The sequence below is a fragment of the Saccharothrix sp. CB00851 genome, from assembly GCF_001905065.1.
In the GTDB taxonomy this organism is placed as follows: domain Bacteria; phylum Actinomycetota; class Actinomycetes; order Mycobacteriales; family Pseudonocardiaceae; genus Actinosynnema.
This window is the reverse complement of sequence record NZ_LWLC01000002.1, coordinates 186866-212093: the sequence shown is the minus strand read 5'-3', so window position 1 is coordinate 212093 and position 25228 is coordinate 186866. Positions and strand designations below refer to the sequence as shown.

The following is a 25228-nucleotide window of genomic DNA, read 5'->3' as shown; positions in this document are numbered from 1 at the left end:
ACTCGAACTTATCCGCCTTGAGGTCGCGGAGCAGCAGGTGGCAGTCCCGGAGTGAGCCGGAGGGGTTCCGGCCGGTCTACGGCCAGGGCTTGAGCTCGGGCCGGTCGCCGATGATCGGACCGTCCGGCTCACGGCCGGCGAGCCACGCGACGAGGTCGGTGCGCGAGCCGGTCAACGTGACGTCCTCGCCCTCGCCGACGGTCCACGTGCGGTCGGGCGCCAGGAGGGTGAGCCGGACGCCGTCGGGCACGCGTGCCGCCAGGAAGTCCACGGCGTGGTCGCAGAACTCCGGTGACCACGTGACCGGGCCGAGGTCGAGGTCGCGGGTGTGGATCTCGACCTCGCGCCAGACGCCGTAGGCGGTGCCGACGAGCGTGCCGTCGCGGTAGAAGACGGGGGTGTCCCAGTCGCGGACGTCGTCCCAGGCCTTGGTGAGCCTCGCGACGGCGTCGGCGATCGCGGCCCGGTGTTCCCCGGCGGTCCGGCCGGCTGCCGCCTCGATCGCGGCGTCGCGCGCGGGCCGCCCGCCGGCGTAGGGCTCGACCTTGGTGCCCTCGTGCTCGGCTTGGCCCGCCAGCGCGACGGTGACGTTCGCCAGGTGGGCCAGCACGTGGCCGCGCGTCCAGCCGGGCAGCACCGACGGCTGTGCCACCTGCTCATCGGTGAGGTCCTCGATCACGGCGGCCAGCCTGCGGTGGGCGTCCAGCGCGTTCGCCTGGATCGTCACAACTCCCCCTAATGGCTTGTCGGCTCAAATGCGTTAGGGAACCTACCACTAGACTCGCCGGGGTGGCACTGGCGTTGGAGTTCGCGGGCACCGTCCGGCACGACGGGCACGGCGGGCTCACCGACGACCTGGCCACGCCGGAGGGCTTCACCGCGTGGGCCGGGCTGCGGGCGGACGAGTCGCTGCGACAGCGGGCCGTCGAGCTGCGCTGGGCCGTGCGATCGCTGTTCGCGCACGCGGCACAGGCCCATGAGCGCATGGACTCACCACACCTGATGGACTTCGAGCGCGCGCTGGTGATCGTCAACGAGGCTGCCGCGCGGGTGCCCCGGGCGGCGCAACTGGAGTGGGACGGGCAACCGCGGCTGCGCTACCTGGACTCCGCCGACGACGGCGACCGCCTGCTGGCGACGCTGGCGACGGCGGCGATCGAGTTCCTGGCCAGTGGCGCGCGGGCGGACCTGCGCGCCTGCCCCGCGCCCCGGTGCGTCCGGTACTTCGTCAAGGCACACCCCCGGCAGGAGTGGTGCAAACCGTCGTGCGGCAACCGGGCCAGGGTCAGCCGGCACTACCACCGCGGCCGCGACGCGTGAGACCGCGCGGGCACCCCGGGGCACCCGCGCGGCCGGTGGTCAGCCCTGCACGATGTACGCGGTCAACTGGTCGTGATCTTCCTGCAGCTGGTTGATCCGGCTCTTCACCACGTCGCCGATGCTGACGATGCCGACCAGCTCGCCACCGTCGACCACCGGCACGTGCCGGATGCGCCGTTCGGTCATCAGGACGGTGAGGCTGTCGACCGAATCACGCGGGGTGCAGGTGAACACCTCGCTGGTCATGATCTCCGACACCGGCGCGGCCAGCAGCTCGCCGCCCCGGTCGTGCAGCTTGCGCACGACGTCGCGTTCGGACACGATCCCGGCGATGCCCTCGGGCCCGAGCACGACCATCGCGCCCACGTTGTGCTCGGCCAGCGCGGCGACGAGATCCGCTACCGACGCTCTGGACTCGACCGTGGCCACGGCCGGACCTTTGTTGCGCAACACGTCAGCGATCCTCATGGGCGCCTCCCGATCTCCGCCGGACCCGGTTGCTACCCAGCTCAGGCTAGTTCGCCGGGCACGTGATCGGCAGATCACGCGCCCGATGAGAGCACTGCGCCGTCACCGCACCTTCAGCTGCGCGGCGGTCAGCAGCACGCCCAGCGCGGTGATCGCGACGAGCACCGCGACGGTCTGCCCGAACCCGCCCAGCGCCGCGCCCACCGCGGGCCCGACGGAGAAGCCCACCGTGCGGACCAGCGTCGTCACGCCTCCGGAGGTGCCCATCAGCTCCGGAGGGGTCCGCTCCAGCAGGACCGCCGCGTGCGGTCCGGCGAACAGCCCGTGCCCGATCCCGATCACCGCCAGCCGCCACGCGAGGTCCCACGGATCATCACCCGCTCGGAGCAGCAGCACGGTACCGATCAAGATCACACCACTGCCCGCGAGAGCGACCACCCGGTACCCGTAACGGTCCGCGATCAGGCCCGCGATCGGCGACAGCACCGCCATGCCCGCCGACAACGCCAGCAGCACCAGCCCCACCGTCCGCGACGGCAGGCCCACCAACACGTAGGGCACGACGAAGTTCAGCGCGCCCACCCCCGCGACGATCAACGGCAACGCCGCCAACGGCAGCGCCAGCGTCGGCCGCCGCAGCACGCGCGCACCGTGCACCACCGACTCCACCAGCAGCCGCCGACCCGGCCACGGCAGACCGCGCCCGTCGGCCGCGATCCCGCGCCGGCCCACCAGTACCGCGACCGCCACCACCGGCAGGTTGACCAGGAACACCGACCGCCAGCCGAACAGGTCGGTCAGCAGCCCGCCCACCGCGGGCCCGGCCACACCGCTCAACGGGATCAACGTGAGCACGATCCCCATAGCGCGCGCTCGGTGCTCGGGACGCACGTTCGCCGCGATGATCGGCATGGTCACCGCGCCGATCAACGCGCCGAACGCCCCTTGCAGCCCCCGTCCCGCCAGCACGACCTCGGCGTTCGGCGCGATCGCGATCAGCAGGCTCGTCGCACCGAACCCGCCGACCGACAGCAGGAACGCGGGCAGGTGCCCGGCCCGGTCCAGCCACCGCCCGGCCGGGAGGCTCAACGCGATCAGCGGCAGGTTGTAGGCCAGCAGCACCCACTGCGTGACCGTGGGACCGGCGCCGAGGTCAGCGCCCAGCACCGGCAGCGCGACCGCGACGGCGGTGAGGTCGAGCGCCGCCAGCACGACTCCCGACGACACCGCCAGCACCGCTCCCCAGCGGGTCCGCTCCAGCACCGCGGTCACACGACCACCCGACCGGCCAGTTCCGCCAGTGACCCGGCGAGTGCCGCGCGCAGCCCGTGGTCCAGCAACCTGTCGTGCTCGTCGAACTGCCGGAACGCCTCCCCGACCGCCACCGGCACGCCCAGCACCGACGCACCGGTCCTGCCCAGCACCCGACGCAGGTCGTCCTGCGCCGACGCCGCACCGCGCGGACTCGGGCTCGCGCCCACCACCGCGACCGGCTTGCCGATCAGCACGCCCGCGCCGTGCGGCCGCGACGCCCAGTCCAGCGCGTTCTTCAACTGCCCCGGCACCGAGCCGTTGTACTCCGGCGTGGCGATCAGCAACGCGGTGGCCGACGCGATGGCCTCCCGCAGCGCCGCGACCGCCGCAGGCACCGGTCCGTCCTCGGCGTCCTCGTCGAACGGCGGCACGGACGCCAACCCGTCCCACAACGTCAACCGCGCGCCGTCCGGCAACTCGTGCCGTGCGGCGGCCAGCAGCCTGCGGTTGAACGACTGCGCGCGGAGGCTCCCCGCGATACCCAAGATCTCCATGCCGTCAACGGTCGGTCTAAGGCGCCCCGCGCGGCATCGGGCACGAGCCCTATTCGAACAGCCTCAGCCGGTGCGCGGTCGCCGCCGCCTCCACCCGGTTGGCGACGCCGAGCTTGCCCAGGATGTTCGACACGTGCACGCTCGCCGTCTTCACCGAGATGAACAGCCGTTCGGCGATCTCCCGGTTGGCCAGCCCGTCGGTGACCAGGCGCAGGATCTCCACCTCACGCGCGGTCAGGCCGAACCGGGCCCGGTGCGACTCGCCCTCGCCGGTCAACGTCACCCGCGCGCGCCGCGCCAGGTCGGCGACCCGGTCCCGCAACGGCGTCGCACCGAGCCCTTCGGCCAACTCAGCCGCCCGGCGCAGCGCGTCCGCGTCCCGTGTCTGCGACGCCAGCCCGTACAACGCCTCGGCGTGCCACAACGGCTGCCCCAACGCCTCCCACGCCTCGACCGCGGCCTGCCATTCGCCCCGGCACGTCAACGCCCAGGCGGCCTGCACCGGACCGGCCACCGGCAGGTCCGGCACCGCCACCCCGAGCCGCACGCCCAACGCGGCCAGCGGCCAGGAGAACCGGGACGCGATCCGCGCGTGCGGCAGGTCGAACGCGGCCCGCACCACGGCCGCCGCCTCGTCCGGCCGCCCCCGGGCCAACCGCACCTCGGTCTCCAGTCGCGGCAACTGCATCAGGTCCTGGATGAACGGCGTGTCCGCCAGCTCGCGCGCCCGCGTCAACGCCCACTCGGCCCGGTCCACGTCGCCGCGCCGCACGTCCACGAACCCCGCCAGGCACAGCAGGTGCGCGTGGTAGACGGCGGGCGGCGCGTGGTCCAGCGCGTGGTCGACGCACTCCAGCGCCTCGTCCCACCGGCCCGCGGCGATCAGCGCCCGAGCCAGGTCCACGGCGTGCGCCGCGCCCGCGGACCGGGCCAGCCCCAGCTCGCGCGCGGTCCGCAGGCCGAGCCTGGCCAGCTCCTCGGCCTCCGTGAGCCGCCCGTACGCCTCGTTCATCGACGACTCGCAGTGCAGCGCGCGCAGCCGCACGCGGTGCGCGGCGATGCTCTCCGCGATGGCCCGCGCACGCCGGAGCCTGGGTAGTTGCGCATCCAAGTCGCCGAGCCGCGCGTCCAGCACGGCCAACGTGATCAGCGCGGCGGCCTCGGACGGGTCGTCACCGGCGTGGTGGGCCGCGCCCAACGCCTCCTGAGCGACCTCCCGCGCCTCGTCCGGGAGCGGGATCGCCATGAGCCGGGCGGCCAGCGAGTTGAGCAGGTACCCCCGGATCGGGTGACCCTCGGGTGCCAGCCGCACGGCCTCCCGGTGGTCCTCCACCGCACCCGGCCGCCCCAGTTGGGTCCGCAGCCGACCGCGTTGCTCCAGCACGGCCGCGTACCGGATCCGCTCGACCTCCGGGTCCAGGTCGGCCAACAGCTCGCTCGTCAGCTCCTCGCCGCGCTCGTGCTCGCCCGCGCGGCTCGCCGCCTCACCCGCCGCCTCCAGCACGGTCAGCCGGTCGACACCGAGGTGGGAAGCGTTGTCCCACAACGACAACACGCGGTCCAACATGGCCAGCTGCTCGGCGTAGGCCAGCGCACGACGGGCCACGCCGGCGGCCTCCCACGCGGCGGACACCGCGCCCGTCACGTCACCGGCCGCGTACCGGTGGTGGGCCAGCTCTGCGGCGGCCGAACCCGGCAGCACGGCGGCGTACCGCGCGTGCAGCTCGACCCGTTCGCCGGGGAGCAGCCGCCGGTAGACCGCGTCGCGGATCAACGCGTGCCGGAACGCGTAGCCGTCACCGTCCACGACCATCACCCCGCCGTCCACAATGGACCGCATCGGCGTGGCGTCGTGGACCTTGCTCAGCAGCTCATGGGAAACGCGCCGCCCACCGACCGCGGCCGCGCGCACGAGGGCGACGGCGTCCGGCGGCAGCCGTTCGACCCGGCTGAGCAGCAACTCCTCCAGCGACAGCTCCGCCGCGCCGTCCACCAGGGCCTCGACGAACAACGGGTTGCCCTCGCTGCGCCGGAACACCGCGAGCACGGATACCGGATCCGGTTCCGTGCCGAGGATGCCGCGCAGCTGGGCGCGCACGTGCCGGGCCGACAGCCGGGGCACCTCGAACCGGCGCACCCACGGCACCCGGCTCAGCTCGGCCAGCAACGGCCGCACCGGGCCGCCCAGCTCGTCGGACCGGTAGGTCACCACGACCAACGACCGCGGCACGGCGCGCTGGTTGCGCACCAGGAAGTCGAGCAGGTCGCGGCTGGAGCGGTCCAGCCAGTGCGCGTCCTCGACCACGAGGACCACCGGCCGTCGCTCGGACAGCCTGGCCAACAACGACAGCACGCCCTCGAACAGCCTCGGTCGCGCTTCGTCACCCGTCGGCTCACGGTGGGAGGTGGGCAGCAGCGGTGCGAGATCGGCGCGTTCGGCGTCCGCCACCGCGACACCGCGCAGCGCCGCGACGAACGGCGCGAACGGCAGCCCGTCCAGCTCGACGCAGCCACCCAGCAGCACGGTCGCGTCGAGATTGGCGGTGAACTCGTCGAGCAGCCGGGACTTCCCGACGCCCGCCTCACCGCCGACGAGCACCGTCGCGGGCGCGTTCTGGAACGCGCCCGCGAGGTGCTCGAGTTCGGCCGACCGCCCGACCAGCTCCGGGCTCACCAGGTGTGCGCTCATCGCGCACCGGAGACTAGTCGTGCGGCGTCCGGTCCATCAGCCGCCGCTGGTGCGCCGGAACACGCGTCGTCCCACGAACGTGTTCTGGTGCGGGCGGCCGGGGACCTTGTTCACGCCGCCGTTCTTTTGGGCGTGGCCGCGGCGGGCCGCGCGGTTGAGCGGGACGGCGGTCTGCTCCGGCTCCGCCTGCTCGACGTCGTCGGCCTGCGGGGTGTCCTGGTCGGTCATGTGTGCCTCCTGGAGTGTGGCGAAGTCGCTGGTCAGCGACGCCGCATGGCGTACTGGCGCGGGTTGGCGACAGCTCGGCCACCGCCGAAGCGCGGCTGCACCGCGCCGTTCGAGCGGGCGCCGCGGCGTGCGGCGCGGTTGGACGGCTGACCGTCGTGGGGTGGTTCGTTGCGCATGGTGGGCATGCGTTCGCCTCCTCGGTGTTCGAGGCGTGCAAAGGGCTACGACCCGTGATGCGACACGGTCGTGAGAAGAGCCGCTAAGGCCACCAGGAGAAGAGCGCGGCACGGCCCGAGGCCGGTGCGGCGCTGGAGGAAGAAGTCCTCAGAGGTAGATCTGGAAGAACATGGTCATGACGTTAGCCTGCTTCACGCTGCGGCGCCAATCCTTTTCGCGACGGGCCCGGATCTCGACCGCTGCGACCATGCCACGGCGGGCGTCATCGCCAGTGCGGCGGCCAGGAACAGCGCGCCGAGCACGAGCCAGCCCGCCACTCCCCCGCCGAGCACCAGCGTGGTGAGCAGCAAGGGGCCCACGGTGCGCGCGACGGCCGTGCCCGTGCCGTAGAAGCCCTGGTACTGGCCTTGCTTGTCGGCCGGCGCGAGGCCGAAGCCGATCTCCCACGAGCCGGCGCCGTGCAGCATCTCGCCGACGACCTGGATGCCCGCCGCCACGACGAGCACCGCCACCGCCACCCATTCGGGTACACCCGCGGACAACGCGAACACCACGCAGGAAGCGAGCAACAACACCCCACCGCGCCGCACCGACCGTGCGGCCGTGCGCAGGTCCGTGACACCGCGTGCCACCCGCACCTGCCCGACCACGACCGCGCCCGTGTTGAGCACGAAGAGCAGGCCGACGACCCACTTGGGCGCGGAGGTGCGTTCGGCGACCCACAGCGGCACGACCAGGCTCAGCATCGGCATGTAGAGCAGCAGGACCGAGTTCAGCAATGCCACGAGCGCATACGGCCGGTCCCGCAGCACACCGAGCCGTCCCGTGCGGGCGACCGCCACCACCTCCGGCACCTGGCACAACACCACTGCCGCCACCAGGAACCCGACCGCGTCCAGCGCGAACACCACGAGGTACGCCGCCGCCGTGTCCACGTGCAGCGCCAGCCCACCCAACCCCGCGCCGACCGCCAACCCGCCGTTGACCACCGACTGCAGCACGGCCCGCACCCGCGTCCGTCGCGCGGGCTCCACCAACCCCGCCAGCAACGCCTGCCGCGCGGCCGCCAACCCGCACTGCCCGCACGTGTAGACGCACGCCGCCACCAGGAACGCCCAGAACGACCGGACCACCAGGAACGACGCCAACGCGCCCGCCGTGACCACCGCCAACCCGACCGCCACCCGCCTCGGCCCGAACCGGTCGGCGAGGTGCCCCAACCCCACCCCGACCACCGCACCGACCGCCCAGGCCACCGTCAACACCACCCCGACCGCCGTCGCCGACAGCCCCACGACCCGGGTGAAGTAGAGGGCGGAGCACACGTAGAACGCCCCGTCACCGACCGAGTTGGCCACCTGCGCGACCGCGAGCACCTTCGTCGTCCCCATGGGACGTCACGCTAGGCGGCCGATTGGCCCATGCTAAGGGCCAAGCCTGAGCGCTTACGTTGGGCCAATCACTCGCTGATCTCGACGATCTCGCCCTCGATCACGGTGCCTTCCACGACCGCCGGCGATTCCTCCCGCTCGGTGAAGAAGCGGGAGGCGAAGGCGCCCACGGCACGCGTTGTCACGGCGTCGAACGTGCCACCGATCACGCCACCCACCAGCGGTACGCCCTTAACCAGGGTGACGGTCGCCTTACTGGTGCCGTACTTGGCCAGCAGGGTGAAGCCGACCCGCTTGTTGATCTCGCGGATGAGCTGGGCGGGGATGCGTTCGATCAGGTTCATGGTGAGCTTGGAGCCCACCTTGATGCCCGCCTTCTTCAGCAGCTCGGTACCGGCGTTGCCGAGCAGGCACACCAGGATCGCGGTCTGCACCTCGTCGCTGTCCAGGTCGTGCCCGTGCACGGCGGCGATCGAGGCGATCAGGTGCGTCTGCACCAGGTAGGACGCGGTCAGGTTGGCGGGCAAGGTGACCGGCAGCGTGATCAGGCCGCCGACGTTCGTGGCGAACCCCTGCACGCCCGCCGCCGCCACGTGCGTCCGGATCAGGTGCTTGATCGCCTCCTCCGGCGTCAACCCCTTGTCCAACGCCTCCACGGCCATCTGCCGGGCGCTCTTGAACGGCCCGAACCCGTTGATGCCCACCTTGAGGAGGTGGTCAACGGCACTCTGCTGCACCCTGGTGATCGCACCCGGTTCGTCCACCATGCCACCGAGGTTACGCGGCGCCCGATCGGGTAGCCGAGGCCAATGGACATGTCTTCGTTGGGAGAGCTGGTCAGGCAACGCGGCCCGTTCGCGTCGGTCTACCTGGACGCCTCGCACGACACCGAGGACGCGGCCAAGGCCATGGAGCTGCGCTGGCGCGGGGTGCGGGAGGAACTGGCCCGGCAGGGTGCGGACGACGCGACGCTCGACGCGATGCAGGAGGCCGTGCTGGCGCCGGTGCCGGGCAAGTCGGGTCGGGCGCTGGTCGCCGCGCACGGCAGGCTGCTGCTGGACCGCGTGCTGCCGCGCCCGCCCGCCGTGGAGACCGTGCGCTGGTCGGACCTGCCGCTCCTGCTGCCGCTGGCCACCTGGATGGAACCCGCCGTGCCGCACGTCGTCGTGCTGGTCGACCGGGCGGGCGCGGACCTGCACGGGTACGACGGGCGCGGTGAGCGGGCGGCCGAGGTGCACGACGAGGTGCGCGGTGAGGAGTACCCGCTGCACAAGGTCCGCGGTGGCGGGTGGTCGCACCGGCGGTTCCAGAACGCCGTGGAGGAGACGACCAGGCGCAACGCGGCGCTGGTCGCCGCCGAGGTGGACCGGCTGGTGACGGACCTGGACGCGCGGCTGCTGGTGCTGGGCGGCGAGGTGCAGGCGCGGGCCGAGGTGCGCGAGGAGCTGAGCCCGCGTTGCCGCGACGTGCTGATCGAGGTGGAGGGCGCGAGCCTGGCCGAGGGCGCCGACGACGACGCGTTCGACCACGCCGTGCAGTCGCTCGTGGCCCAGTACCAGTTCGACCTGGACAACGACGTGGTGGAGGAGTTCACCGCCGAGGCGGGCCGACCGCACGGCCGCGCGGTCCAGGGCCTGGCACCGGTGGTGGAGGCGCTGCGCGAGGCGAAGGTGGCCGCGCTGCTGGTGTCCGACCCGGCGCTGGGCGACCGCACCGTGTTCTCCGGTGACGACCCCGCCCAGGTCGCGCTGAAGGAGAACGAGCTGCGCGGGCTCGGCGTCGAGCACATCGGCGAGCACCGGGCCGACGAGGCGCTGGGCACGGCCGCGGCGGCGACCGGCGCGCAGGTCGTCGTCACGGACACCACCGGCCTGCGCGAGGGTGTCGGCGCCCTACTGCGCTACTGACGCCGAACGGCTGGTCGGACCGCCCCCGAGGGACGCTCCGACCAGCCGTTCAGGGTGTTCAGACCGCCGCGGCGACGACGTCCTCGGCCGGCTTCTTCTCCAGCTCGACCACCTTCTTGTCGCGCCGGCTGCGCTTCTCCAGGTACGTGGCCAGCCACGTGAGCAGCAGGCACATCGAGATGTACAGCGCGGCCACCACGATCGTGACCGGGATCAGCGGCCGGCCGAACTCGAAGTAGCTGCCGTAGTCGCGGGCGAAGTCCAGCAACTCGTCATAGGTGATGAGGAAGCCGAGCGCGGTGTCCTTGAGCAGCACGACGAGCTGGCTGATGATCGCCGGCAGCATCGCCCGCACCGCCTGCGGCAGCAGCACGTTCGTCATGACCTGCGTCTTGCGCATGCCCAACGCGTAGGCCGCCTCGCTCTGCCCGCGCGGCAGGGACAGCACACCCGCGCGGAACACCTCGGCCAGCACCGAGCCGTTGTAGAGCGTCAGGCCGAGCACCACCGAGTACAGCGGCGGACCGGGCGACACGCCGTAGTGGAACACGAAGATCAGCACGACCAGCGGCACCGCGCGGAACAGCTCGACGACCAGCATCGACGGCACGCGGATGATCTTGTGGTCGGACAGCTGGCCCGCGGCGAACACCGCGCCGAAGACCATCGCGAGCACCGCGCCGATCCCGAACGCCTTGAGCGTGTTCAGCAGCGCGTTGACCAGATCCAGCTGGATGTTCTCGTACTCCAGCCACGACCACTTCTTGCCCTCGAACTGGCCGGTGTCGGCGAACCGGTAGAGCACGAAGCCGATCAGGCCGAGCACCACCACGATGGTGAGGGCCGCGTAGAGGCGGTGGCGCAGCCGGGCGCGCGGCCCGGGGACGTCGAACAGGACCGAGCTCATCGGGCGATGCTCCACCGCTTCTCGAGGCTGCGCTGCAGCAGGGTCATGGGGATCACGAGCACCACGAAGAACGCCGCGACCCACAGCAGGCCGATCAGCTGGTTCTCGCCGCGCTCGGACAGGTTGAGGCTGATGGAGCCCGCCTGGAACACCGAGAAGCCCGCCGCGATGGTGGTGTTCTTCAGCAGCGCGATCATCGTGCTCATCATCGGCGGCACGACCGCGCGCGTCGCCTGCGGCAGCACCACGGAACCCAGCATCTGGCCGAACGTGAGCCCCAGCGCGCGGGACGCCTCCGCCTGGCCGACCGGCACGGTGTTGATGCCCGACCGCACGACCTCGCACACGAACGCCGACGTGTAGAGGATCAGCGCCATGAGAGCCGCGCTGAAGTAGTAGCTGGCCGCCGAGCCGCCGAACGTGTCCGCGTTCACGATCTCGAGCAGCGGGAACGCCAAGGCGAAGAAGAAGAACACCAGGGTCAGCGGCGTGTTGCGGATCAGCGTCACGTAGGTGGTGCCGATCGCCCGCATCACCGGGACCGGGGCGACCCGCAGCATCGCCAGGATCGTCCCCAACACCAGCGACCCGACCGCGGAGATCAGGAACAGCTCGACGGTGTTGAGGAACCCGGGCCCGTACAGGTCGAGGTTGTCGAGCAGGACGTCCATCGGCTTCCTCGGCTAGGTGGGTGTGGTGCGGCCGGCCGCCGCACAGCGACGGCCGGCCGCGGAGCGTTGATCAGTAGCGTTCGAGCACGGGCTTCTGGGCGGGGGAACCCGACTTGCCCAGGGTGGCGTCGTAGGCCTTCTTCCAGTCCTCGCCGTTGATGGCCGCTTCGAGGATGTCGTTGACCTTGTCGCGCAGCGCCTTGTCGTCCTTGGGCAGGCCGATGCCGTAGGGCTCGTTCGAGAACGGCTTGCCGATGACCTTCAGCGTGTCCGGCGACTGCGAGGCGTAGCCCTTGAGGATCGCGTCGTCGGTGGTGACGGCGTCGACGGTGCCCTGCTCCAACTGCTCGACGCACAGCGAGTACGTCTGCAGCTCGACGATGTTCTCCGGCTCGGTCAGGCCGTCGGACTTGACCTTCTGGATCGGCGTGGAGCCGGTCACCGAGCAGACCTTCTTGCCCTTGAGCGTCTCCGGGCCGGTGATCTCGTTGTCGTCCTTCTTCACCAGCAGGTCCTGGCCGGCGGTGAAGTACGGGCCGGCGAACGCGACCTGCTGCTTGCGCTTGTCGTTGATCGTGTAGGTGCCGACGTAGTAGTCCACGTCACCGTTGATCAGCGCCTGCTCGCGACCGGCCGAGGGGATCGCCTTGTAGTCGATCTTGTCGTCGGCGAAGCCGAGCTTGGCCGCGACGAGCTTCGCGATCTCGATGTCGAAACCCTCGAACTTGCCGCTGGTCGGGTTCTTGTAACCCAGGCCGGGCTGGTCCTCCTTGACACCGATGACGACCCGCCCGCGGTTCTTCATCTTGTCGAACGTCGGCGAGCCTTCGACCTTCACGTCGGTGGCGACCTGCTGAGGGGGCGCCGTGCCCGTGTCGCCGGGGCCACCCTCCTTGCCGCACGCGGTCAGGGCGAGGCCGCCGGCCAGCAGCGCCACCGCAAGGGTGCGAACCCTCATCGTCTTACTCCTGCTCTTCTTCGGTAGAGCGGCGCCAGGCTCAGCGCCGCGGTCGTGGGACTTCAGTGGGTCAGGATCTTGCCAAGGAAGTCCTTCGCGCGGTTGGACTTCGGCGCGGAGAAGAACGCCTCCGGCGTCGAGTCCTCGACGACCTCGCCGTCGGACATGAAGATCACCCGGTCCGCGGCCTTGCGGGCGAAGCCCATCTCGTGGGTGACCACGAGCATGGTCATGCCCTCCTTGGCCAGCGTCGTCATCACGTCCAGCACCTCCTGGACCATCTCGGGGTCCAGCGCGGAGGTCGGCTCGTCGAACAACATCACCTTGGGCCGCATCGCCAGGGCGCGCGCGATCGCCGCGCGCTGCTGCTGCCCGCCCGACAGCTGGGCGGGGTACTTCTCCGCCTGGTTCGCGATGCCGACCCGCTCCAGCAGCTCCATGGCCGTCTTGCGGGCCTGGGCCGCCGGGGTCTTGCGGACCTTCACCGGCGCGAGCATCACGTTGTCGACGATGCTCTTGTGGGCGAACAGGTTGAACGACTGGAACACCATGCCGACGTCGGCGCGCAGCCGGGCGAGTTCCTTGCCCTCGGCGGGCAGCGGCTGGCCGTCCACCTCGATGACACCGGACTCGATCGGCTCCAGCCGGTTGATCGTGCGGCACAGCGTGGACTTGCCCGAGCCGGACGGCCCGAGCACCACGACGACCTGCCCCTTCGGTACCTCCAGCGTCACGTCCTTGAGCACGTGCAGGGGTCCGAAGAACTTGTCCACGCCCGCCATCCGGATCATCGGCGGAGCAGGAGTGGCGGCGGTCATCAGTCCTCCAGTAGGGGTTCCTGAGCGATGGCGGAAACCTAGGTGTGAATCACCACACCAGTCCAGGCGGTTGAGCAAGACTTAGGGTCTCAACTCTGTCACAGGGTGGCGACACTTATCGGGGAGGCTCCACGGTGCGCGTGCTGTTGGTCGAGGACGACGACCGCGTGGCAGAAGCGCTGGTGCCGGCGCTCACCCGGCGCGGTTTCACAGTAGACCGGCAGGCAACCGGCCGGGGGACACTCGATCGGCTGACAGGGGTCGACGTGGTGCTGCTCGACCTCGGCCTGCCCGACGTGGACGGCGTCACGCTGTGCCGGCACATCCGCGCGGCGAGCGACGTGGCGATCATCGTCGTGTCGGCCCGCGGCGAGATCGACGACCGCATCCTCGGCCTGCACGCGGGCGCGGACGACTACCTGGTCAAGCCGTACGACGTGGGTGAGCTGGTGGCCCGCGTGCACGCCGTGCGGCGGCGGCGCGGCGACCCCGTCGGCGTGGGCGGCACCGGCACGGAGGTGTTCGAGGTCGCCGACGTGCGGGTCGACCTGGGTCGGCACGAAGTCACCGTGGCGGGTGAACCGGTGGCTTTGTCGCGCAAGGAGTTCCAGGTGCTGGCGCTGGTGGTGGCGGCGGGTGGCGCGGTGTGCACCCGGGAGCGCATCCTGGCGGAGGTGTGGGGACGCACCTGGGCGGGTGCCAACCGGACGCTGGACGTGCACGTGGCGACGTTGCGGACCAAGCTCGGGCGTCCTTCGTTGCTGGAGACGGTGCGCGGTGTCGGGTACCGGTTGAGCGGGGGCTGAGTGCGGTCGCGGCTGCTGGGCATCGTGTTGACGCTGGTCGTGCTCGTGCTGCTCGGCCTGGGCGTACCGCTGGGTCGAGGCGTGGCCCAGGCCGAGCAGCAGGAGATGTTCCTGGACCGGCTCACCGACACCACGCGGTTCGCGTCCGTGGCGCAGCGGCCGTTCATCGACGACCAGCCGGAGGTGCTCAAGCCGGAGCTGCGCCGCTACCACGAGCTGTACGGCATCCGGGTGGCCCTGCTGGGCCGGGACGGGCAGGTGGTCGCGGCGTCGTCGGACGACGTGGACGTGACCTCGCCGGAGGTGGCCGACCTGGTGCGCGGTGCGCTGGCCGGCCGCCAGCCGGTCGCGCCGGAGCTGGTCATGCCGTGGGAGTCGACCGAGCTGGTGCTGGCCGAGCCGGTGCTGGAGGCGGGCGAGGTCCGGGGCGCGGTGGTCACGTTCTCGCCGACGACGAAGACGCGGGTCGAGGTGCTGGTGTGGTGGTCGGTGCTGCTCGGCGGCAGCCTGCTGGTGCTCGCGCTCGGCGTGTTCGTGGCGTTGCCGCTGGTCCGGTGGACGTTGCGGCCCGTGCGGCGGCTGGACGACGCGACCGGGCGGCTGCTGGCGGCGGTGGTGTCCGGGCAGCCCGTCGAGCCGGTCGGCGCGTCCGACGGCCCGCCGGAGCTGCGGCAGCTGTCGCGGTCGTTCGACCAGATGGCGGCCAACGTCGGTGACGTGCTGGCGGCGCAGCGGGCGTTCGTCGCCGACGCCTCGCACCAGCTGCGCAACCCGCTGACCGCGCTCAAGCTGCGCCTGTCCAACCTGGAAGACCACGTGGTCGGCGAGGGCGCGGCGCACCAGGCGGCGGCGCTGGACGAGGCCAACCGGCTCAACCGGATCCTGGACGAGCTGCTGTCCATGGCCCGGGCGGGCGCCCAGTCGGTCGACCCCGTGCCGGTGGACGTGGACCGGGCGGTCGCCGGTCGCCTGTCGGCGTGGCAGCCCGCCGCCGCGGCGCGCGAGGTGCACCTGGTGCTCGACGGCGAGCCCGGTGGCACGGCGCTGGTGCCGCCGCGCGGCGTGGAGACCGTGCTGGACGCGCTGCTGGACAACGCGCTGAAGTTCACCTCGGACGGCACCCTGGTGCGCGTCGACGTGCGGCGGCGGGACGGCGTGGTGCGGCTGTCGGTGCGGGACGAGGGTCCGGGCCTCGCCCCGGACGAGCTGGAACGCGCCACGGACCGGTTCTGGCGCAGCCCCGCGCACCAGAACGTGCAGGGCTCCGGCCTGGGGCTCGCGCTCGTGCGGCAGATCGTGGAGCGGGTGGACGGTTCCGTGCGGCTGGAGTCGCCGGAAGGCGGCGGCCTGCGCGTGACCGTGGAGTTCCCGGCGGCGTGACTCAGGACGTGACCGCCACGCCTTCCGGCTGGTCACCCACGGCGAACGGGTCGGCGGGCTTGCCGCTCTCGGCGTCGATGACCGAGACGGTGTCGGACCCCGTGTTGGTGATGTAGACGAAGCTGTCGTCGGGCGCCGCCCCGGAGCCCTCGGGCATGCGCTGGACCTTCACCACGTCGAGGGGTTTGCCGGACGGCCCGAGGATGCTGACCGTGTTGGAGCCGGTGTTGGCGACGTGCACCCGGCCACCGGGTGTGACCGAGACGCCCAGGGGCGCGTTCCCGACCTTGGTGGTTCCGGTCGGGCGGTTGCCGGCGGTGTCGATGACGGTCACCGTGTCGTCGCCGGTGTTGGCTACGTACAGCCGTTCGCCGTCGGGCGAGATGGCGATGCCCGACGGGAAGACACCGACCGGGATGGTGGCCACCGGCGTCTGCGACCGGGCGTCGATGACCGTGACGCTGTCGCTGCCGTTGTTGGTCACGTAGACGCGCGAACCGTCGGGGTCGGCGACCGCGCTGTGCGGGAACCGCCCGACCGGGATGGTCCCCACCGGCGCGTTCGTCGCGGTGTCGATGACCGTGACGTTGCCGGAACCGAAGTTCGTCACGTAGGCGTGCGTCGGTGTGGCCGCGACGCCGAAGGGGTTGGCCCCCACGGGCACGGTGGCGACCACGGCGAGCGACCGGGTGTCGATCACGGAGACGGTGTTGGACGACTCGTTGGTGACGTAGACGCGGTGGCCGGACGGGTGCGCGCCGACGCCGGCGGGGTAGTCGCCGACCCCGATGGTGGCTGTCACCTTGCCCAGCCGCGTGTCGTACACGGTGACGTTGTCGGACCCGCTGTTGGCCACGAACACCTGAATGCGGGTCGGCCATCTAGGTGAGGAATCGAAACCGGTGCCGGCCAGCACGGCGAACACCGCTACGGCGACTCCCAGACGGGGGATCCGCGATGGGGCAAGGAACGAAGAAGACGATTCATGAATACGCGTGCATACCGAATGAACGGACATGAGCTCCCCGTTTCGGCGTGGGGCTTCCCGCAGGACTCCGCTGGTCCCGCGCCTGCTGTCACGCTAACGACCCAGTGCTGAATAGCGCCGGTCGAGGCCGCGCTTGACCCCGACTTGGGCGAGCGCCCACGCGTGCGGATTCCACCGTCAGAATGACGTCGAAGGCGTTAAACCTTGACGTCCCGGTAATAGCGCATGGCACCGGGGTGCAATTCGATCGGCGTGGTCTCGATCGCCGAGCGGACCTCGATCGACCTCGCCACCGGGCTCGCCGCGACCAGGGCCGACTGCGCCTGGAACAGGCCCCTGACCAGGGCTTCCGCCACATCGTCCGACATCGTGTCGTTCACCAGCAGGAAGTTGCGCACCACCAGCGTGACGACCGGGCCGCCTTCCAGCTGGTAGGCCGACGCGGGCAGGGTCGCCGAGCCGTACACCGGGAAGTCCTCGCGCAGCTCCGGCAGCACATCGCTCAGGTCGAGCATGTTCAGCTTCACCGTCGTGGCCAGCGTGGTGACCGCGGTCGTCGGCACACCGCCGGACCAGAAGAACGCGTCCAGCGCACCGTCGCGCATCGCCGCCGTGCTGGTCTCCAGGTCCATGTACTGGACATCCAGGTCCCGCTCCGCCGAGAGGCCCGCCGACGCCAGCAGCCGCTCCCCGATCAGCTTCACCCCCGAGTCGCGGGCGCCGACGCTCACCCGCAGGCCCTTCAGGTCGGTCAGCTTGGTCACCCGCAGGTCGCCGCGCACCACGACCTGGAAGTAGTCGTCGTGCATCCGGGCCAACGCGTACAGCTTGTGGCCCTCCGGCCCCTTCTGCTTGTTCTCCGCCGCGTCCGCCGCGGAGAACCCGACCTGCGCCTGGTTGGTCCGCAACCGGTCCAGGTTGTCCACCGAGCCGGCCGTGCTCGCCACCTGCGGACGCGCGATGCCGGGGTCCCGGGTCCACGCCTCGGCCAGCGCCGTGCTCAACTGGTGGTAGACCCCCGCGGGGCTGCCGGCCGCCATGGTCAGCTTGACGTGGTCGAAGTCGTCACCGCACGCGCTCAACGACAGGGTGGCCAGGGCCAAGGCGGCCCCGACCGCGTGCAACCGCAGCAGCGTTCCCGACACCTGCGCATCGTCGCACGTCCACGCTCTACGCTGGACCCGACGGAAGGACTAGGTGCAGTGACTCGCAGTTACCAGATCCGCACGTTCGGCTGCCAGATGAACGTGCACGACTCCGAGCGCCTGGCCGGCATGTTGGAGGACGCGGGCTACACGCCCGCCGAAGGCGACGCCACACCGGACGTCGTCGTGTTCAACACCTGCGCCGTGCGGGAGAACGCCGACAACAAGCTCTACGGCACGCTCGGCCACCTCGCCCCCGCCAAGTCCGCGAACCCCGACATGCAGATCGCCGTCGGCGGCTGCCTCGCGCAGAAGGACCAGGGCGAGATCGTCAAGCGCGCGCCGTGGGTCGACGTGGTCTTCGGCACGCACAACATCGGCTCGCTGCCGGTGCTGCTCGAACGCGCCCGGCACAACCGCGAGGCCCAGGTCGAGATCCTGGACTCGCTGGAGACCTTCCCCTCGACGCTGCCCGCGCGCCGTGACTCGGCGTACTCCGGCTGGGTGTCGGTGTCGGTGGGCTGCAACAACACGTGCACGTTCTGCATCGTCCCGTCGCTGCGCGGCAAGGAGAAGGACCGCCGTCCGGGCGAGGTGCTGGCCGAGGTGCAGACGCTCGTCGACGAGGGCGTGCTGGAGGTGACGCTGCTCGGCCAGAACGTGAACTCCTACGGCGTCGAGTTCGGCGACCGGTACGCGTTCGGCAAGCTGCTGCGGGCGACGGGCGGCATCGAGGGCCTGGAGCGGGTCCGGTTCACCTCGCCGCACCCGAAGGACTTCACCTCCGACGTGATCGCCGCGATGGCCGAGACGCCCGCCGTGTGCCACTCCCTGCACATGCCGCTGCAGTCCGGCTCGGACCGCGTGCTGAAGGAGATGCGCCGGTCGTACCGGACCACGAAGTACCTGTCCATCCTGGACGAGGTGCGCGCGGCCATGCCGGACGCCGCCATCACCACCGACATCATCGTGGGCTTCCCCGGCGAGACCGAGGAGGACTTCCAAGCCACTTTGGACGTCGTCCGCGAGGCGCGGTTCTCGTCGGCGTTCACGTTCCAGTACTCCAAGCGCCCCGGCACACCCGCCGCCGAGCTGCCCGACCAGCTGCCCAAGCAGGTCGTCCAGGAGCGCTACGACCGCCTGGTCACCCTGGTCAACGAGATCGCCCACGAACTCAACCGCGAGCAGGTCGGTCGCCAGGTCGAACTGCTGGTCGCGTCGGGGGAAGGCCGGAAGGACGCCGAGACCCACCGGATGACCGGGCGCGCCCGCGACGGCCGCCTCGTCCACTTCACGCCCGGTGACGCCCACGTGCGCCCCGGTGACGTCGTGGAGACCGTCGTGACTTACGGCGCGCCGCACAACCTGATCGCCGACGGCCCGCTCCTGTCGCACCGCCGGACCAAGGCGGGCGACCGGTCCGAGGCCGGCCTGAAGCCGAAGACGCCGGGCGTGACGCTGGGCCTGCCGTCGTTCGGCAAGCCCGCCCCCCTGCCCGCGACGGTCGGCGGGTGCGCGGTCTGATGAGTGAGAACAACGACGACCTGGCCGGCCTCCGCGAGGAGATCGACCGGGTAGGACGTTCGGCGGCCAAGCGCTTCGACCCCGGTGCCGGGGCGCTGACCATCGCCGTCGCCGCGCTGGCGATCCTGGTGTCGCTGATCCTGCCGTGGACCGATGGGATCCAGGGCTTGCGCGTGCTGCTCGGCGAGGGCAAGGGCCTGCCCCAGCTGTTCGCTTACGGGGCCGTGGTCGTGGGGGTGCTGCTGCCTGCGGTGACGCTTGCCGTTCGCCGGTGGGCGTTGGCCTGGATCTGCGCGCTGGCTTCGTTCGCCGCTTCGGTGGCTGGGGTGTTGTCGATCTGGACGACTCAGACGACGACCGGTCACCACCCTGGGCCTGGCCCGGGGCTGGGGTTGATTTTGGCTGTTGTGGCGATAGTGGTGTTGTTGGTGAAATGGCTGAGACTGGCTGCTTCCCGACCGCCGATGCAGTGATTCGATAAGTGCCGTGGTTGCGTTCCGGCTCGATTTGACATGGGGCCCCTTACGGGCACCACAGGCAGGCCAAAGCCAGCCTACGGCACCCGAACCCCATGTAAAATCGAGCCTCGTCGGCCGCCGCCAGTTATGCCGTGGTGCCGTTGTGAATGAATAAAACCCAGACCCAATGGCCGAACGGCCAAATAAAAAGCAGAGCCGGCATAGCAGGTCACCATCCCCGCCTGCACCTGCACCGATCGGGCCCGCAGCCGGACCGCAGAGGCCCGATTTTACATGGGGTTCGGGTGCTTTAGGCTGGTCGAAGCCGGCAGGCCTGGCGGGACGCTTTTCCCCGCCGGGCCTGCCGGCTTTGGCCTGCCTGGAGTACCCGTAAGGGGCCCCATGTCAAATCGAGCCGGACGTGATATCTCGAGCCGGTAGCGACACCGCGGCCGACCCTCGACAGAATTCAATTACCGACTCGCGACCGCCTGCTCAGCCGCCGCCAACCACTCACGCCACTGCTTGGCCTGAGCGTCAGCCTGCTCGGCCCGCCGCTTGTCCCCGGCCGACCGCGCCTTCGCCGCCTGAGCCTCGAACTGCTCGACCCGCTCGCGGAACTGCGCGACCCGAGCCTCGGCCTCAGGATCCGACTTGCGCCACTGCGCGTCGACCGCACCCCGGACCCGCTCCTCGATCGCCCGGAGCTTTCCTTCCAGCTCCCGGACCCGCTCGCGCGGCACCTTGCCGATCGCGTCCCACCGCTCCTGGATCTTGTAGAGCTGCTGCCGAGCAGCCTCCAAGTCCACCGACGGGTCGATCCGCTCGGCCTCGGCGAGCAGTTCCTCCTTCAGCTTCGCGTTGGCCGCGAACTCGGCGTCACGCTCGCTGAACGCCTCCGACCGCTTGGCGAAGAACGCGTCCTGCGCGGCCCGGAACCGCTGCCACAACGCGTCGTCGGCCTCCTTGGGCGCACGCCCGGCGGCCTTCCACTCGACCATCAGCTCCTTGTACCGACCGGCCGTGGGGCCCCAGTCGTCGGACTCGATGAGCTTCTCGGCCTCTTCGACCAGTTCCTGCTTGCGGTTCTTGGCCACGCTGCGCTGCCGGTCCAGGTCGGCGAAGTGCGACCCGCGCCTGCGGTTGAACGCGTCACGCGCCTTGGAGAACCGCCGCCACAGCTGCTCGTCGGTCTTGCGGTCGACCCCGCGAATGGTCTTCCACTCGTCCAGGATCTGCCGCAGCCGGTCGCCCGCCGCCTTCCACTGGGTCGACTCGTTGGCCAGTACCTCGGCCTCCTCGACCAGCTCCAGCTTGCGCGCGCCCGCCGCCGCCCGTGCCTCGTCCTTGGCGGCCTTCGCGGCCTCCAGGCCCTTCTCGGCCAGGACCAGCACGTGCTCGACGCGAGCGGCCAGGGCGGCGAGGTCACCGACCACGGCCGCGTCGGCCAGGCTCTCCTGGACGTGCTTCGCGCTGGTCAGCGCGTGCTTGGGGTCGCCCGCGCCGGAGGACAGCCGCGTCACCAGCAGCTCGACCTCGGTGCGGATGTCGTCGAACCGGCGCGCGAAGTGCGCCAGGCCCTCGGCGGGCTCGCCCGCCTGCCAGGAACCGACGACCCGCTCGCCCTCGTCCGTCTTGACGTAGACGGTGCCGTCCGCGTCCACGCGCCCCCAGCGGTCAGGGTGGTCCGACGCCACGGGGACCGGCGGTGGCGCCACGACCGGCGTCGCTTCCACCCGGGTCTCCTCGACCACCGCCCCCGCACCACTGTCGCCAGTGGTTCCCGGTGTCGTCTCGTGCTCCGTCATCGCCGGCTTCCTCCTCGCCTGCCCACTTCGTGGTGCCCGTGCCGACCACGGGCGCCCCGCCTACGACGGGGCCCAGCACCCGAGTACCGCGACGCTCCCTAAGAGTGCCCAGTACCTCGCGCGCATTCAAACAGGTCAAGGCTCGCATCGGTACCGGTGGTGGCCGATGAGTAGCGTGGACTGCCATGATCTCGCGCCTGGTGGTCGTGCCGCACCCTCCGCTGCTGGTGCCCGAACTGGTCTCCGGGGCCGCGGCGGACACCGAACCGGTGCGCTCGGCGTGCCTGGACGTGGCCCGGGACCTGGCCTCCCACTCCCCGGACTGGGTGGCCGTCGGGGTCGACCCGTCCGGCCCGCGGACCGTCGAGGGCGTCTCCGGCACCTTCCGCGGCTTCGGGGTCGACGTGCGGGTGTCCCTCACGGCCTCTCCCGGCCCCGCGGACCCGACGGACGACCTCCCCCTCCCCGCCCTCATCGCCGCCTGGCTGCGCGAACGGGTCGGCGCACGCACGGTCCGCGTCCACCTCGTCCCCCCGGACCTGCCCACCTCCGACTGCGTCGCCCTCGGCCGGCGCCTGGCCGGCGTACCCGCCGTGCTGATCCTCGGCGACGGCTCCCACCGCCACGGCGACCTCGCCGTCGGCCGCCCCGACGACCGCGCCGGCCCCTTCGACGAGGACGTCCGCGAGGCGCTGGCCACCGCCGACACCGCCGCCCTGCGCGCCCTCGACCCCGGCACCGCCGCCGAACTGGGCGCCGCCGGCCGGGCCGCCTGGCAGGTGGCCGCCGGCATCCCGGGCCCGTGGCGCTGCACCCGGTCCGCGTTCCAAGCCCCGTTCGGCGTCGGCTACCACTTCGCCGTCTGGGAGGCTTGAGGGCGTGCACACCCCGATCCCCGTCGCCGTCGTCGGACCCACCGCCACCGGCAAGTCCGACCTCGCCGTGCGGCTGGCCGTCGAACTGGGCGGCGAGGTGGTCAACGCCGACGCGATGCAGCTCTACCGGGGCATGGACATCGGCACGGCCAAGATCACCGAAGCCGAGCGCCACGGCGTACCGCACCACCTGCTCGACGTGCTCGACGTGACCGAGACCGCGTCCGTGGCCGCCTACCAGCGCGAAGCGCGCTCCGCCATCGAACGCTTGCTCGCCGAGCACCGCACTCCCGTCCTGGTCGGCGGCTCGGGCCTGTACGTGCAGGCCGTGCTGGACGACCTCACCTTCCCCGGCACGGACGAGAAGATCCGCACCCAGCTCGAACAGGAGCTGGCCGTGTTCGGGTCGGAGACGCTGCACGGGCGGCTGGCGCAGCTCGACCCGGCCGCCGCGCTCGCGATCCTGCCCAGCAACGGCCGCCGCGTCGTCCGCGCGCTCGAAGTCATCGAGCTGACCGGTCAGCCGTTCTCCGCCACCCTGCCCAAGCCGGGCCCCGCCCGGTACGGCACCGTGCTCGTCGGCCTCGACCGCGACGTGTCCGAACTGGACGAGCGGGTCGACGCGCGCGTCACGCGCATGTTCGACGAGGGCCTGGTGGACGAGGTGCGCGCCCTGGAGGCACGCGGCCTGCGCGACGGCCGCACGGCGTCCCGCGCGCTGGGCTACCAGCAGGTGCTGGCCGCGCTCGACGGCGAGTACCCACTGGACGAGGCCGCCGCCGCGACCGCGCAGGCCACCCGGCGGTTCGTGCGCAAGCAGCGGTCCTGGTTCCGCCGCGACCAGCGGGTCACCTGGTTCGACGCCGGCTCCGCCACCCTGACCGAGGACGTGCTCAAGCTGGTGACGCCGTAGCCTGGTGCCCGTGGGGATCGAGTTTCTGAAGGGCCACGGCACCGAGAACGACTTCGTCGTGCTGCCCGACGCGGACGGCCTGCTGGACCTGACCGGGTCACGGGTGCGCGCGCTCTGCGACCGGCGGCGCGGCTTGGGCGCGGACGGCGTGCTGCGGATCGTGCGACCCGACTTCGGCCCGTGGTTCATGGACTATCGCAACGCCGACGGCTCGATCGCCGAGATGTGCGGCAACGGGGTGCGGGTGTTCGCGAAGTACCTGGTCGAGGCCGAGTTGATGCCCTCGGGGGAGTTCACCGTCGGTACGCGCGCCGGTGAGCGGCACGTCACCGTGCACGACGACGGCACGGTGACCGTGGACATGGGTCGCGTGCTGGTCACCGGCACCGGCACGGCCACGGTCGGCGGCACCGCCTTCGGCGGTGTCGCGGTGGACGTCGGCAACCCCCACCTGGCGTGCGTGACCGAGGTGCCGGTCGCGGAACTGGACCTGAAGCTGCCGCCCGGTCACGACCCGGTGCAGTTCCCGCACGGCGTGAACGTCGAGTTCGTCAACGTCCTCGACGAGGGTGCCCTGAAGATGCGCGTGCACGAGCGCGGCGTGGGCGAGACCCGGTCGTGCGGCACGGGCACCGTGGCCTCGGTGGCGTCGTGGCTGTACGGGACGGGTCGGCACACCGGCAAGGCCACTGTGGACGTCCTCGGTGGACAGGTGTCGGTGGTGATCGAGGAGGAGGGCTCCACGCTCACCGGACCGGCCGTCCTGCTGGCCCGGGGCGAACTCGACCAGTCGTGGTGGGACTCGCTCTAGAGGTCGAACACCTCCAGCTTGCCCGACCGCGCGCCGGCCACCACCTCGGGCTGCGAACTGGGCGCCGTGCAGCAGACCAGCCTGCCGTCCACGATCGCGACCGCGAAGCACACCTGACCGGTTTCCACCTTCCGGGTGATCTCCCCACCCTCCTCGACCCGGAACACGAACGGTTGGAGCGCGGGCGCGACCCACACACCGCCGTCGGCGTCCACCGCGATGCCGTCCGGCGCGATCCCGTGGTCGCGCAGGAACGCGAACACCCGCCTCCCGGACAGCCGGCCGTCGGAATCCACGTCGAACACCGTCAACTCGAACGCCAGCGTCTCGGCCACCACCAGCCGTCCGTCCGGCAGCAGCCCCATCCCGTTCGGGAACTTCAGGTCCTCGGCGGCCACCTCGACCGACCCGTCCGGCCTGACCAGCGCCAACGGCGTGCCGGGCGCGACCCAGCCCGGTTCGAGCATGGGCGCCTCGCCACCCGCCGCGATGGCGGCGTGCAGGTCGAAGCCGAAGTTGCCGACGTACGCGCGGCCGTGCGCGTCGACCAGCATGTCGTTGGCGTGGAAGGTCGCGACGCCATTCAGGTCTGCGTGCTCGACCAGCGCGCCACCGTCCTCCAGCCGCAGCACCTTGCGGTCCTTCATCGACACCACGAGCAGCCGCCCGTCCGGCAGCCAGCCCAGCCCCGAGGGCTGCTCCGGCACCTCGCAGACGACTTCCTCCTCGCCCGTGCCCAGGTCGAGCGCCCGGACCTGGTGGTCGTAGAAGTCCGAGTAGTACAGCCGCCCGTCCGGTCCCTGGCGCGGCCCCTCGCCGAACCGGAGACCTTCGCGCAGCACGGTGGTGTCAGCCATGCCCCTCGACGCTAGTGATCACGGGCAGGTCCCGCATCGATCGCAGCGGTGACAGGAGTACCCAAACGACGGACAGGAGCATCCCCGCCGACGCGACCAGCGTGCCGACCGCGAACAACGCCACCCCCCACCCCGGCTCGGCCACCGGCACCAGCACCCACGCCGGCTGCGTGACCAGCAACGACAGCCACACCAGCCGCACCTGCCCGAGCCGCGCCAACCGACCGGCGACCAGGCCCCGCCACCGCGTCGCCGGCACCACCCACCCCCAGCAGCACCGCGGCGACCGCCGTCGACAGCGCCAGGTCGCGCAGCAGGAAG

At 71.4% G+C, this 25228-nt stretch carries 27 protein-coding genes; 9 read left to right on the top strand and 18 right to left on the bottom strand.

Features of this window, described 5'->3' with window-relative positions; genetic code table 11:
* Positions 1-76: 76 nt before the first annotated feature.
* Complete coding sequence (locus A6A25_RS05275; protein ID WP_073886609.1) at positions 77-727, bottom strand: maleylpyruvate isomerase family mycothiol-dependent enzyme; 651 nt, start codon at positions 725-727, stop codon at positions 77-79.
* Between the two features lie 62 nt (positions 728-789).
* On the opposite strand from A6A25_RS05275, the gene A6A25_RS05270 reads away from it, so the two are divergent.
* Complete coding sequence (locus tag A6A25_RS05270; protein ID WP_198932571.1) at positions 790-1320, top strand: CGNR zinc finger domain-containing protein; 531 nt, start codon at positions 790-792, stop codon at positions 1318-1320.
* 39 nt (positions 1321-1359) lie between these two features.
* On the opposite strand, the gene A6A25_RS05265 is transcribed toward A6A25_RS05270, so the two are convergent.
* From A6A25_RS05265 to A6A25_RS05235, 8 genes are all read right to left on the bottom strand, one after another.
* Complete coding sequence (locus A6A25_RS05265) at positions 1360-1788, bottom strand: CBS domain-containing protein (protein WP_073886607.1); 429 nt, start codon at positions 1786-1788, stop codon at positions 1360-1362.
* Positions 1789-1890: 102 nt separating this feature from the next.
* Positions 1891-3060 carry an MFS transporter gene (locus A6A25_RS05260; protein ID WP_073886606.1) on the bottom strand — a complete coding sequence of 390 codons (1170 nt, stop codon included), beginning with the start codon at positions 3058-3060 and terminating at the stop codon, positions 1891-1893.
* Positions 3057-3596 carry an NADPH-dependent FMN reductase gene (locus A6A25_RS05255; RefSeq protein WP_073886605.1) on the bottom strand — a complete coding sequence of 180 codons (540 nt, stop codon included), beginning with the start codon at positions 3594-3596 and terminating at the stop codon, positions 3057-3059. Before A6A25_RS05255 ends, A6A25_RS05260 begins: the two co-directional genes overlap by 4 nt.
* Before the next feature lie 49 nt (positions 3597-3645).
* A complete protein-coding gene (locus A6A25_RS05250; RefSeq protein WP_073886604.1) occupies positions 3646-6285 on the bottom strand; it encodes an ATP-binding protein in 2640 nt (879 codons plus the stop codon).
* Positions 6286-6321: 36 nt separating this feature from the next.
* Entirely contained in the window at positions 6322-6513 is a 192-nt protein-coding gene (locus A6A25_RS05245; RefSeq protein WP_073886603.1) for a hypothetical protein, read from the bottom strand.
* A gap of 32 nt (positions 6514-6545) precedes the next feature.
* Positions 6546-6698 carry a hypothetical protein gene (locus tag A6A25_RS43835; protein WP_158073682.1) on the bottom strand — a complete coding sequence of 51 codons (153 nt, stop codon included), beginning with the start codon at positions 6696-6698 and terminating at the stop codon, positions 6546-6548.
* A 183-nt stretch (positions 6699-6881) separates the two neighbouring features.
* Positions 6882-8081, bottom strand: a complete 1200-nt coding sequence (locus tag A6A25_RS05240) for an MFS transporter (protein WP_073886602.1) — start codon at positions 8079-8081, stop codon at positions 6882-6884.
* Positions 8082-8149: 68 nt separating this feature from the next.
* Positions 8150-8848, bottom strand: coding sequence for an EcsC family protein (locus A6A25_RS05235; RefSeq protein ID WP_073886601.1), 699 nt, complete (start codon positions 8846-8848; stop codon positions 8150-8152).
* A 48-nt stretch (positions 8849-8896) separates the two neighbouring features.
* Between A6A25_RS05235 and A6A25_RS05230 the strand changes: the two genes are divergently transcribed.
* A complete protein-coding gene (locus A6A25_RS05230) occupies positions 8897-9988 on the top strand; it encodes an Rv2629 family ribosome hibernation factor (RefSeq protein WP_143192963.1) in 1092 nt (363 codons plus the stop codon).
* A gap of 58 nt (positions 9989-10046) precedes the next feature.
* Here A6A25_RS05230 and A6A25_RS05225 read toward each other — a convergent pair whose 3' ends face one another.
* From A6A25_RS05225 to A6A25_RS05210, 4 genes are all read right to left on the bottom strand, one after another.
* Positions 10047-10895 carry an amino acid ABC transporter permease gene (locus A6A25_RS05225; protein WP_073886599.1) on the bottom strand — a complete coding sequence of 283 codons (849 nt, stop codon included), beginning with the start codon at positions 10893-10895 and terminating at the stop codon, positions 10047-10049.
* Positions 10892-11566 carry an amino acid ABC transporter permease gene (locus A6A25_RS05220; protein ID WP_073886598.1) on the bottom strand — a complete coding sequence of 225 codons (675 nt, stop codon included), beginning with the start codon at positions 11564-11566 and terminating at the stop codon, positions 10892-10894. The genes A6A25_RS05225 and A6A25_RS05220 overlap by 4 nt, the downstream gene beginning before the upstream one ends.
* Before the next feature lie 70 nt (positions 11567-11636).
* Positions 11637-12524, bottom strand: a complete 888-nt coding sequence (locus A6A25_RS05215) for a glutamate ABC transporter substrate-binding protein (protein ID WP_073886597.1) — start codon at positions 12522-12524, stop codon at positions 11637-11639.
* Between the two features lie 62 nt (positions 12525-12586).
* Positions 12587-13315 carry an amino acid ABC transporter ATP-binding protein gene (locus A6A25_RS05210; protein WP_198932576.1) on the bottom strand — a complete coding sequence of 243 codons (729 nt, stop codon included), beginning with the start codon at positions 13313-13315 and terminating at the stop codon, positions 12587-12589.
* A 161-nt stretch (positions 13316-13476) separates the two neighbouring features.
* Between A6A25_RS05210 and A6A25_RS05205 the strand changes: the two genes are divergently transcribed.
* Positions 13477-14148, top strand: a complete 672-nt coding sequence (locus A6A25_RS05205) for a response regulator transcription factor (protein WP_073886595.1) — start codon at positions 13477-13479, stop codon at positions 14146-14148.
* Positions 14149-15528, top strand: coding sequence for a HAMP domain-containing sensor histidine kinase (locus tag A6A25_RS05200; protein WP_073886594.1), 1380 nt, complete (start codon positions 14149-14151; stop codon positions 15526-15528).
* A 1-nt stretch (position 15529) separates the two neighbouring features.
* On the opposite strand, the gene A6A25_RS05195 is transcribed toward A6A25_RS05200, so the two are convergent.
* Both A6A25_RS05195 and A6A25_RS05190 read right to left on the bottom strand, forming a co-directional pair.
* Entirely contained in the window at positions 15530-16453 is a 924-nt protein-coding gene (locus tag A6A25_RS05195) for a beta-propeller fold lactonase family protein (RefSeq protein WP_241828502.1), read from the bottom strand.
* 260 nt (positions 16454-16713) lie between these two features.
* Entirely contained in the window at positions 16714-17661 is a 948-nt protein-coding gene (locus A6A25_RS05190; protein WP_241828501.1) for a TAXI family TRAP transporter solute-binding subunit, read from the bottom strand.
* Positions 17662-17718: 57 nt separating this feature from the next.
* On the opposite strand from A6A25_RS05190, the gene miaB reads away from it, so the two are divergent.
* Both miaB and A6A25_RS05180 read left to right on the top strand, forming a co-directional pair.
* Entirely contained in the window at positions 17719-19185 is a 1467-nt protein-coding gene (miaB, locus tag A6A25_RS05185) for a tRNA (N6-isopentenyl adenosine(37)-C2)-methylthiotransferase MiaB (RefSeq protein WP_073886592.1), read from the top strand.
* Entirely contained in the window at positions 19173-19658 is a 486-nt protein-coding gene (locus A6A25_RS05180) for an Rv2732c family membrane protein (protein WP_241828500.1), read from the top strand. Before miaB ends, A6A25_RS05180 begins: the two co-directional genes overlap by 13 nt.
* Positions 19659-20116: 458 nt before the next feature.
* Here A6A25_RS05180 and A6A25_RS05175 read toward each other — a convergent pair whose 3' ends face one another.
* Positions 20117-21451: a DUF349 domain-containing protein gene (locus A6A25_RS05175; RefSeq protein WP_073886591.1), complete on the bottom strand. Its 1335-nt coding sequence runs from the start codon at positions 21449-21451 to the stop codon at positions 20117-20119.
* A gap of 185 nt (positions 21452-21636) precedes the next feature.
* On the opposite strand from A6A25_RS05175, the gene A6A25_RS05170 reads away from it, so the two are divergent.
* From A6A25_RS05170 to dapF, 3 genes are read left to right on the top strand one after another with little or no spacing between them, the layout of a single operon-like run.
* The gene (locus A6A25_RS05170; protein WP_073886590.1) at positions 21637-22326 is read left to right on the top strand and encodes a class III extradiol dioxygenase subunit B-like domain-containing protein; all 690 of its coding nucleotides are present in this window, start codon (positions 21637-21639) and stop codon (positions 22324-22326) included.
* Between the two features lie 4 nt (positions 22327-22330).
* Positions 22331-23239, top strand: a complete 909-nt coding sequence (gene miaA / locus A6A25_RS05165) for a tRNA (adenosine(37)-N6)-dimethylallyltransferase MiaA (protein WP_073886589.1) — start codon at positions 22331-22333, stop codon at positions 23237-23239.
* Between the two features lie 10 nt (positions 23240-23249).
* Positions 23250-24050, top strand: a complete 801-nt coding sequence (gene dapF, locus A6A25_RS05160; RefSeq protein ID WP_073886588.1) for a diaminopimelate epimerase — start codon at positions 23250-23252, stop codon at positions 24048-24050.
* Here dapF and A6A25_RS05155 read toward each other — a convergent pair.
* Positions 24047-24907 carry an SMP-30/gluconolactonase/LRE family protein gene (locus A6A25_RS05155; protein ID WP_073886587.1) on the bottom strand — a complete coding sequence of 287 codons (861 nt, stop codon included), beginning with the start codon at positions 24905-24907 and terminating at the stop codon, positions 24047-24049. The two genes, dapF and A6A25_RS05155, sit on opposite strands and share 4 nt — an antisense overlap.
* A complete protein-coding gene (locus tag A6A25_RS05150; protein WP_158073681.1) occupies positions 24900-25166 on the bottom strand; it encodes a hypothetical protein in 267 nt (88 codons plus the stop codon). The genes A6A25_RS05155 and A6A25_RS05150 overlap by 8 nt, the downstream gene beginning before the upstream one ends.
* Between the last annotated feature and the right edge of the window lie 62 nt (positions 25167-25228).

Coding starts and splice junctions, on each gene's coding strand:
- A6A25_RS05265 (WP_073886607.1), bottom strand. CDS start 1,788: ATGAGGATCGCTGACGTGTTGCGCAACAAAGGTCCGGCCGTGGCCACG.
- A6A25_RS05255 (WP_073886605.1), bottom strand. CDS start 3,596: ATGGAGATCTTGGGTATCGCGGGGAGCCTCCGCGCGCAGTCGTTCAAC.
- A6A25_RS05250 (WP_073886604.1), bottom strand. CDS start 6,285: ATGAGCGCACACCTGGTGAGCCCGGAGCTGGTCGGGCGGTCGGCCGAA.
- A6A25_RS05245 (WP_073886603.1), bottom strand. CDS start 6,513: ATGACCGACCAGGACACCCCGCAGGCCGACGACGTCGAGCAGGCGGAG.
- A6A25_RS43835 (WP_158073682.1), bottom strand. CDS start 6,698: ATGCCCACCATGCGCAACGAACCACCCCACGACGGTCAGCCGTCCAAC.
- A6A25_RS05240 (WP_073886602.1), bottom strand. CDS start 8,081: ATGGGGACGACGAAGGTGCTCGCGGTCGCGCAGGTGGCCAACTCGGTC.
- A6A25_RS05235 (WP_073886601.1), bottom strand. CDS start 8,848: ATGGTGGACGAACCGGGTGCGATCACCAGGGTGCAGCAGAGTGCCGTT.
- A6A25_RS05230 (WP_143192963.1), top strand. CDS start 8,897: ATGTCTTCGTTGGGAGAGCTGGTCAGGCAACGCGGCCCGTTCGCGTCG.
- A6A25_RS05225 (WP_073886599.1), bottom strand. CDS start 10,895: ATGAGCTCGGTCCTGTTCGACGTCCCCGGGCCGCGCGCCCGGCTGCGC.
- A6A25_RS05220 (WP_073886598.1), bottom strand. CDS start 11,566: ATGGACGTCCTGCTCGACAACCTCGACCTGTACGGGCCCGGGTTCCTC.
- A6A25_RS05215 (WP_073886597.1), bottom strand. CDS start 12,524: ATGAGGGTTCGCACCCTTGCGGTGGCGCTGCTGGCCGGCGGCCTCGCC.
- A6A25_RS05210 (WP_198932576.1), bottom strand. CDS start 13,315: ATGATCCGGATGGCGGGCGTGGACAAGTTCTTCGGACCCCTGCACGTG.
- A6A25_RS05175 (WP_073886591.1), bottom strand. CDS start 21,451: ATGACGGAGCACGAGACGACACCGGGAACCACTGGCGACAGTGGTGCG.
- A6A25_RS05170 (WP_073886590.1), top strand. CDS start 21,637: ATGATCTCGCGCCTGGTGGTCGTGCCGCACCCTCCGCTGCTGGTGCCC.
- A6A25_RS05155 (WP_073886587.1), bottom strand. CDS start 24,907: ATGGCTGACACCACCGTGCTGCGCGAAGGTCTCCGGTTCGGCGAGGGG.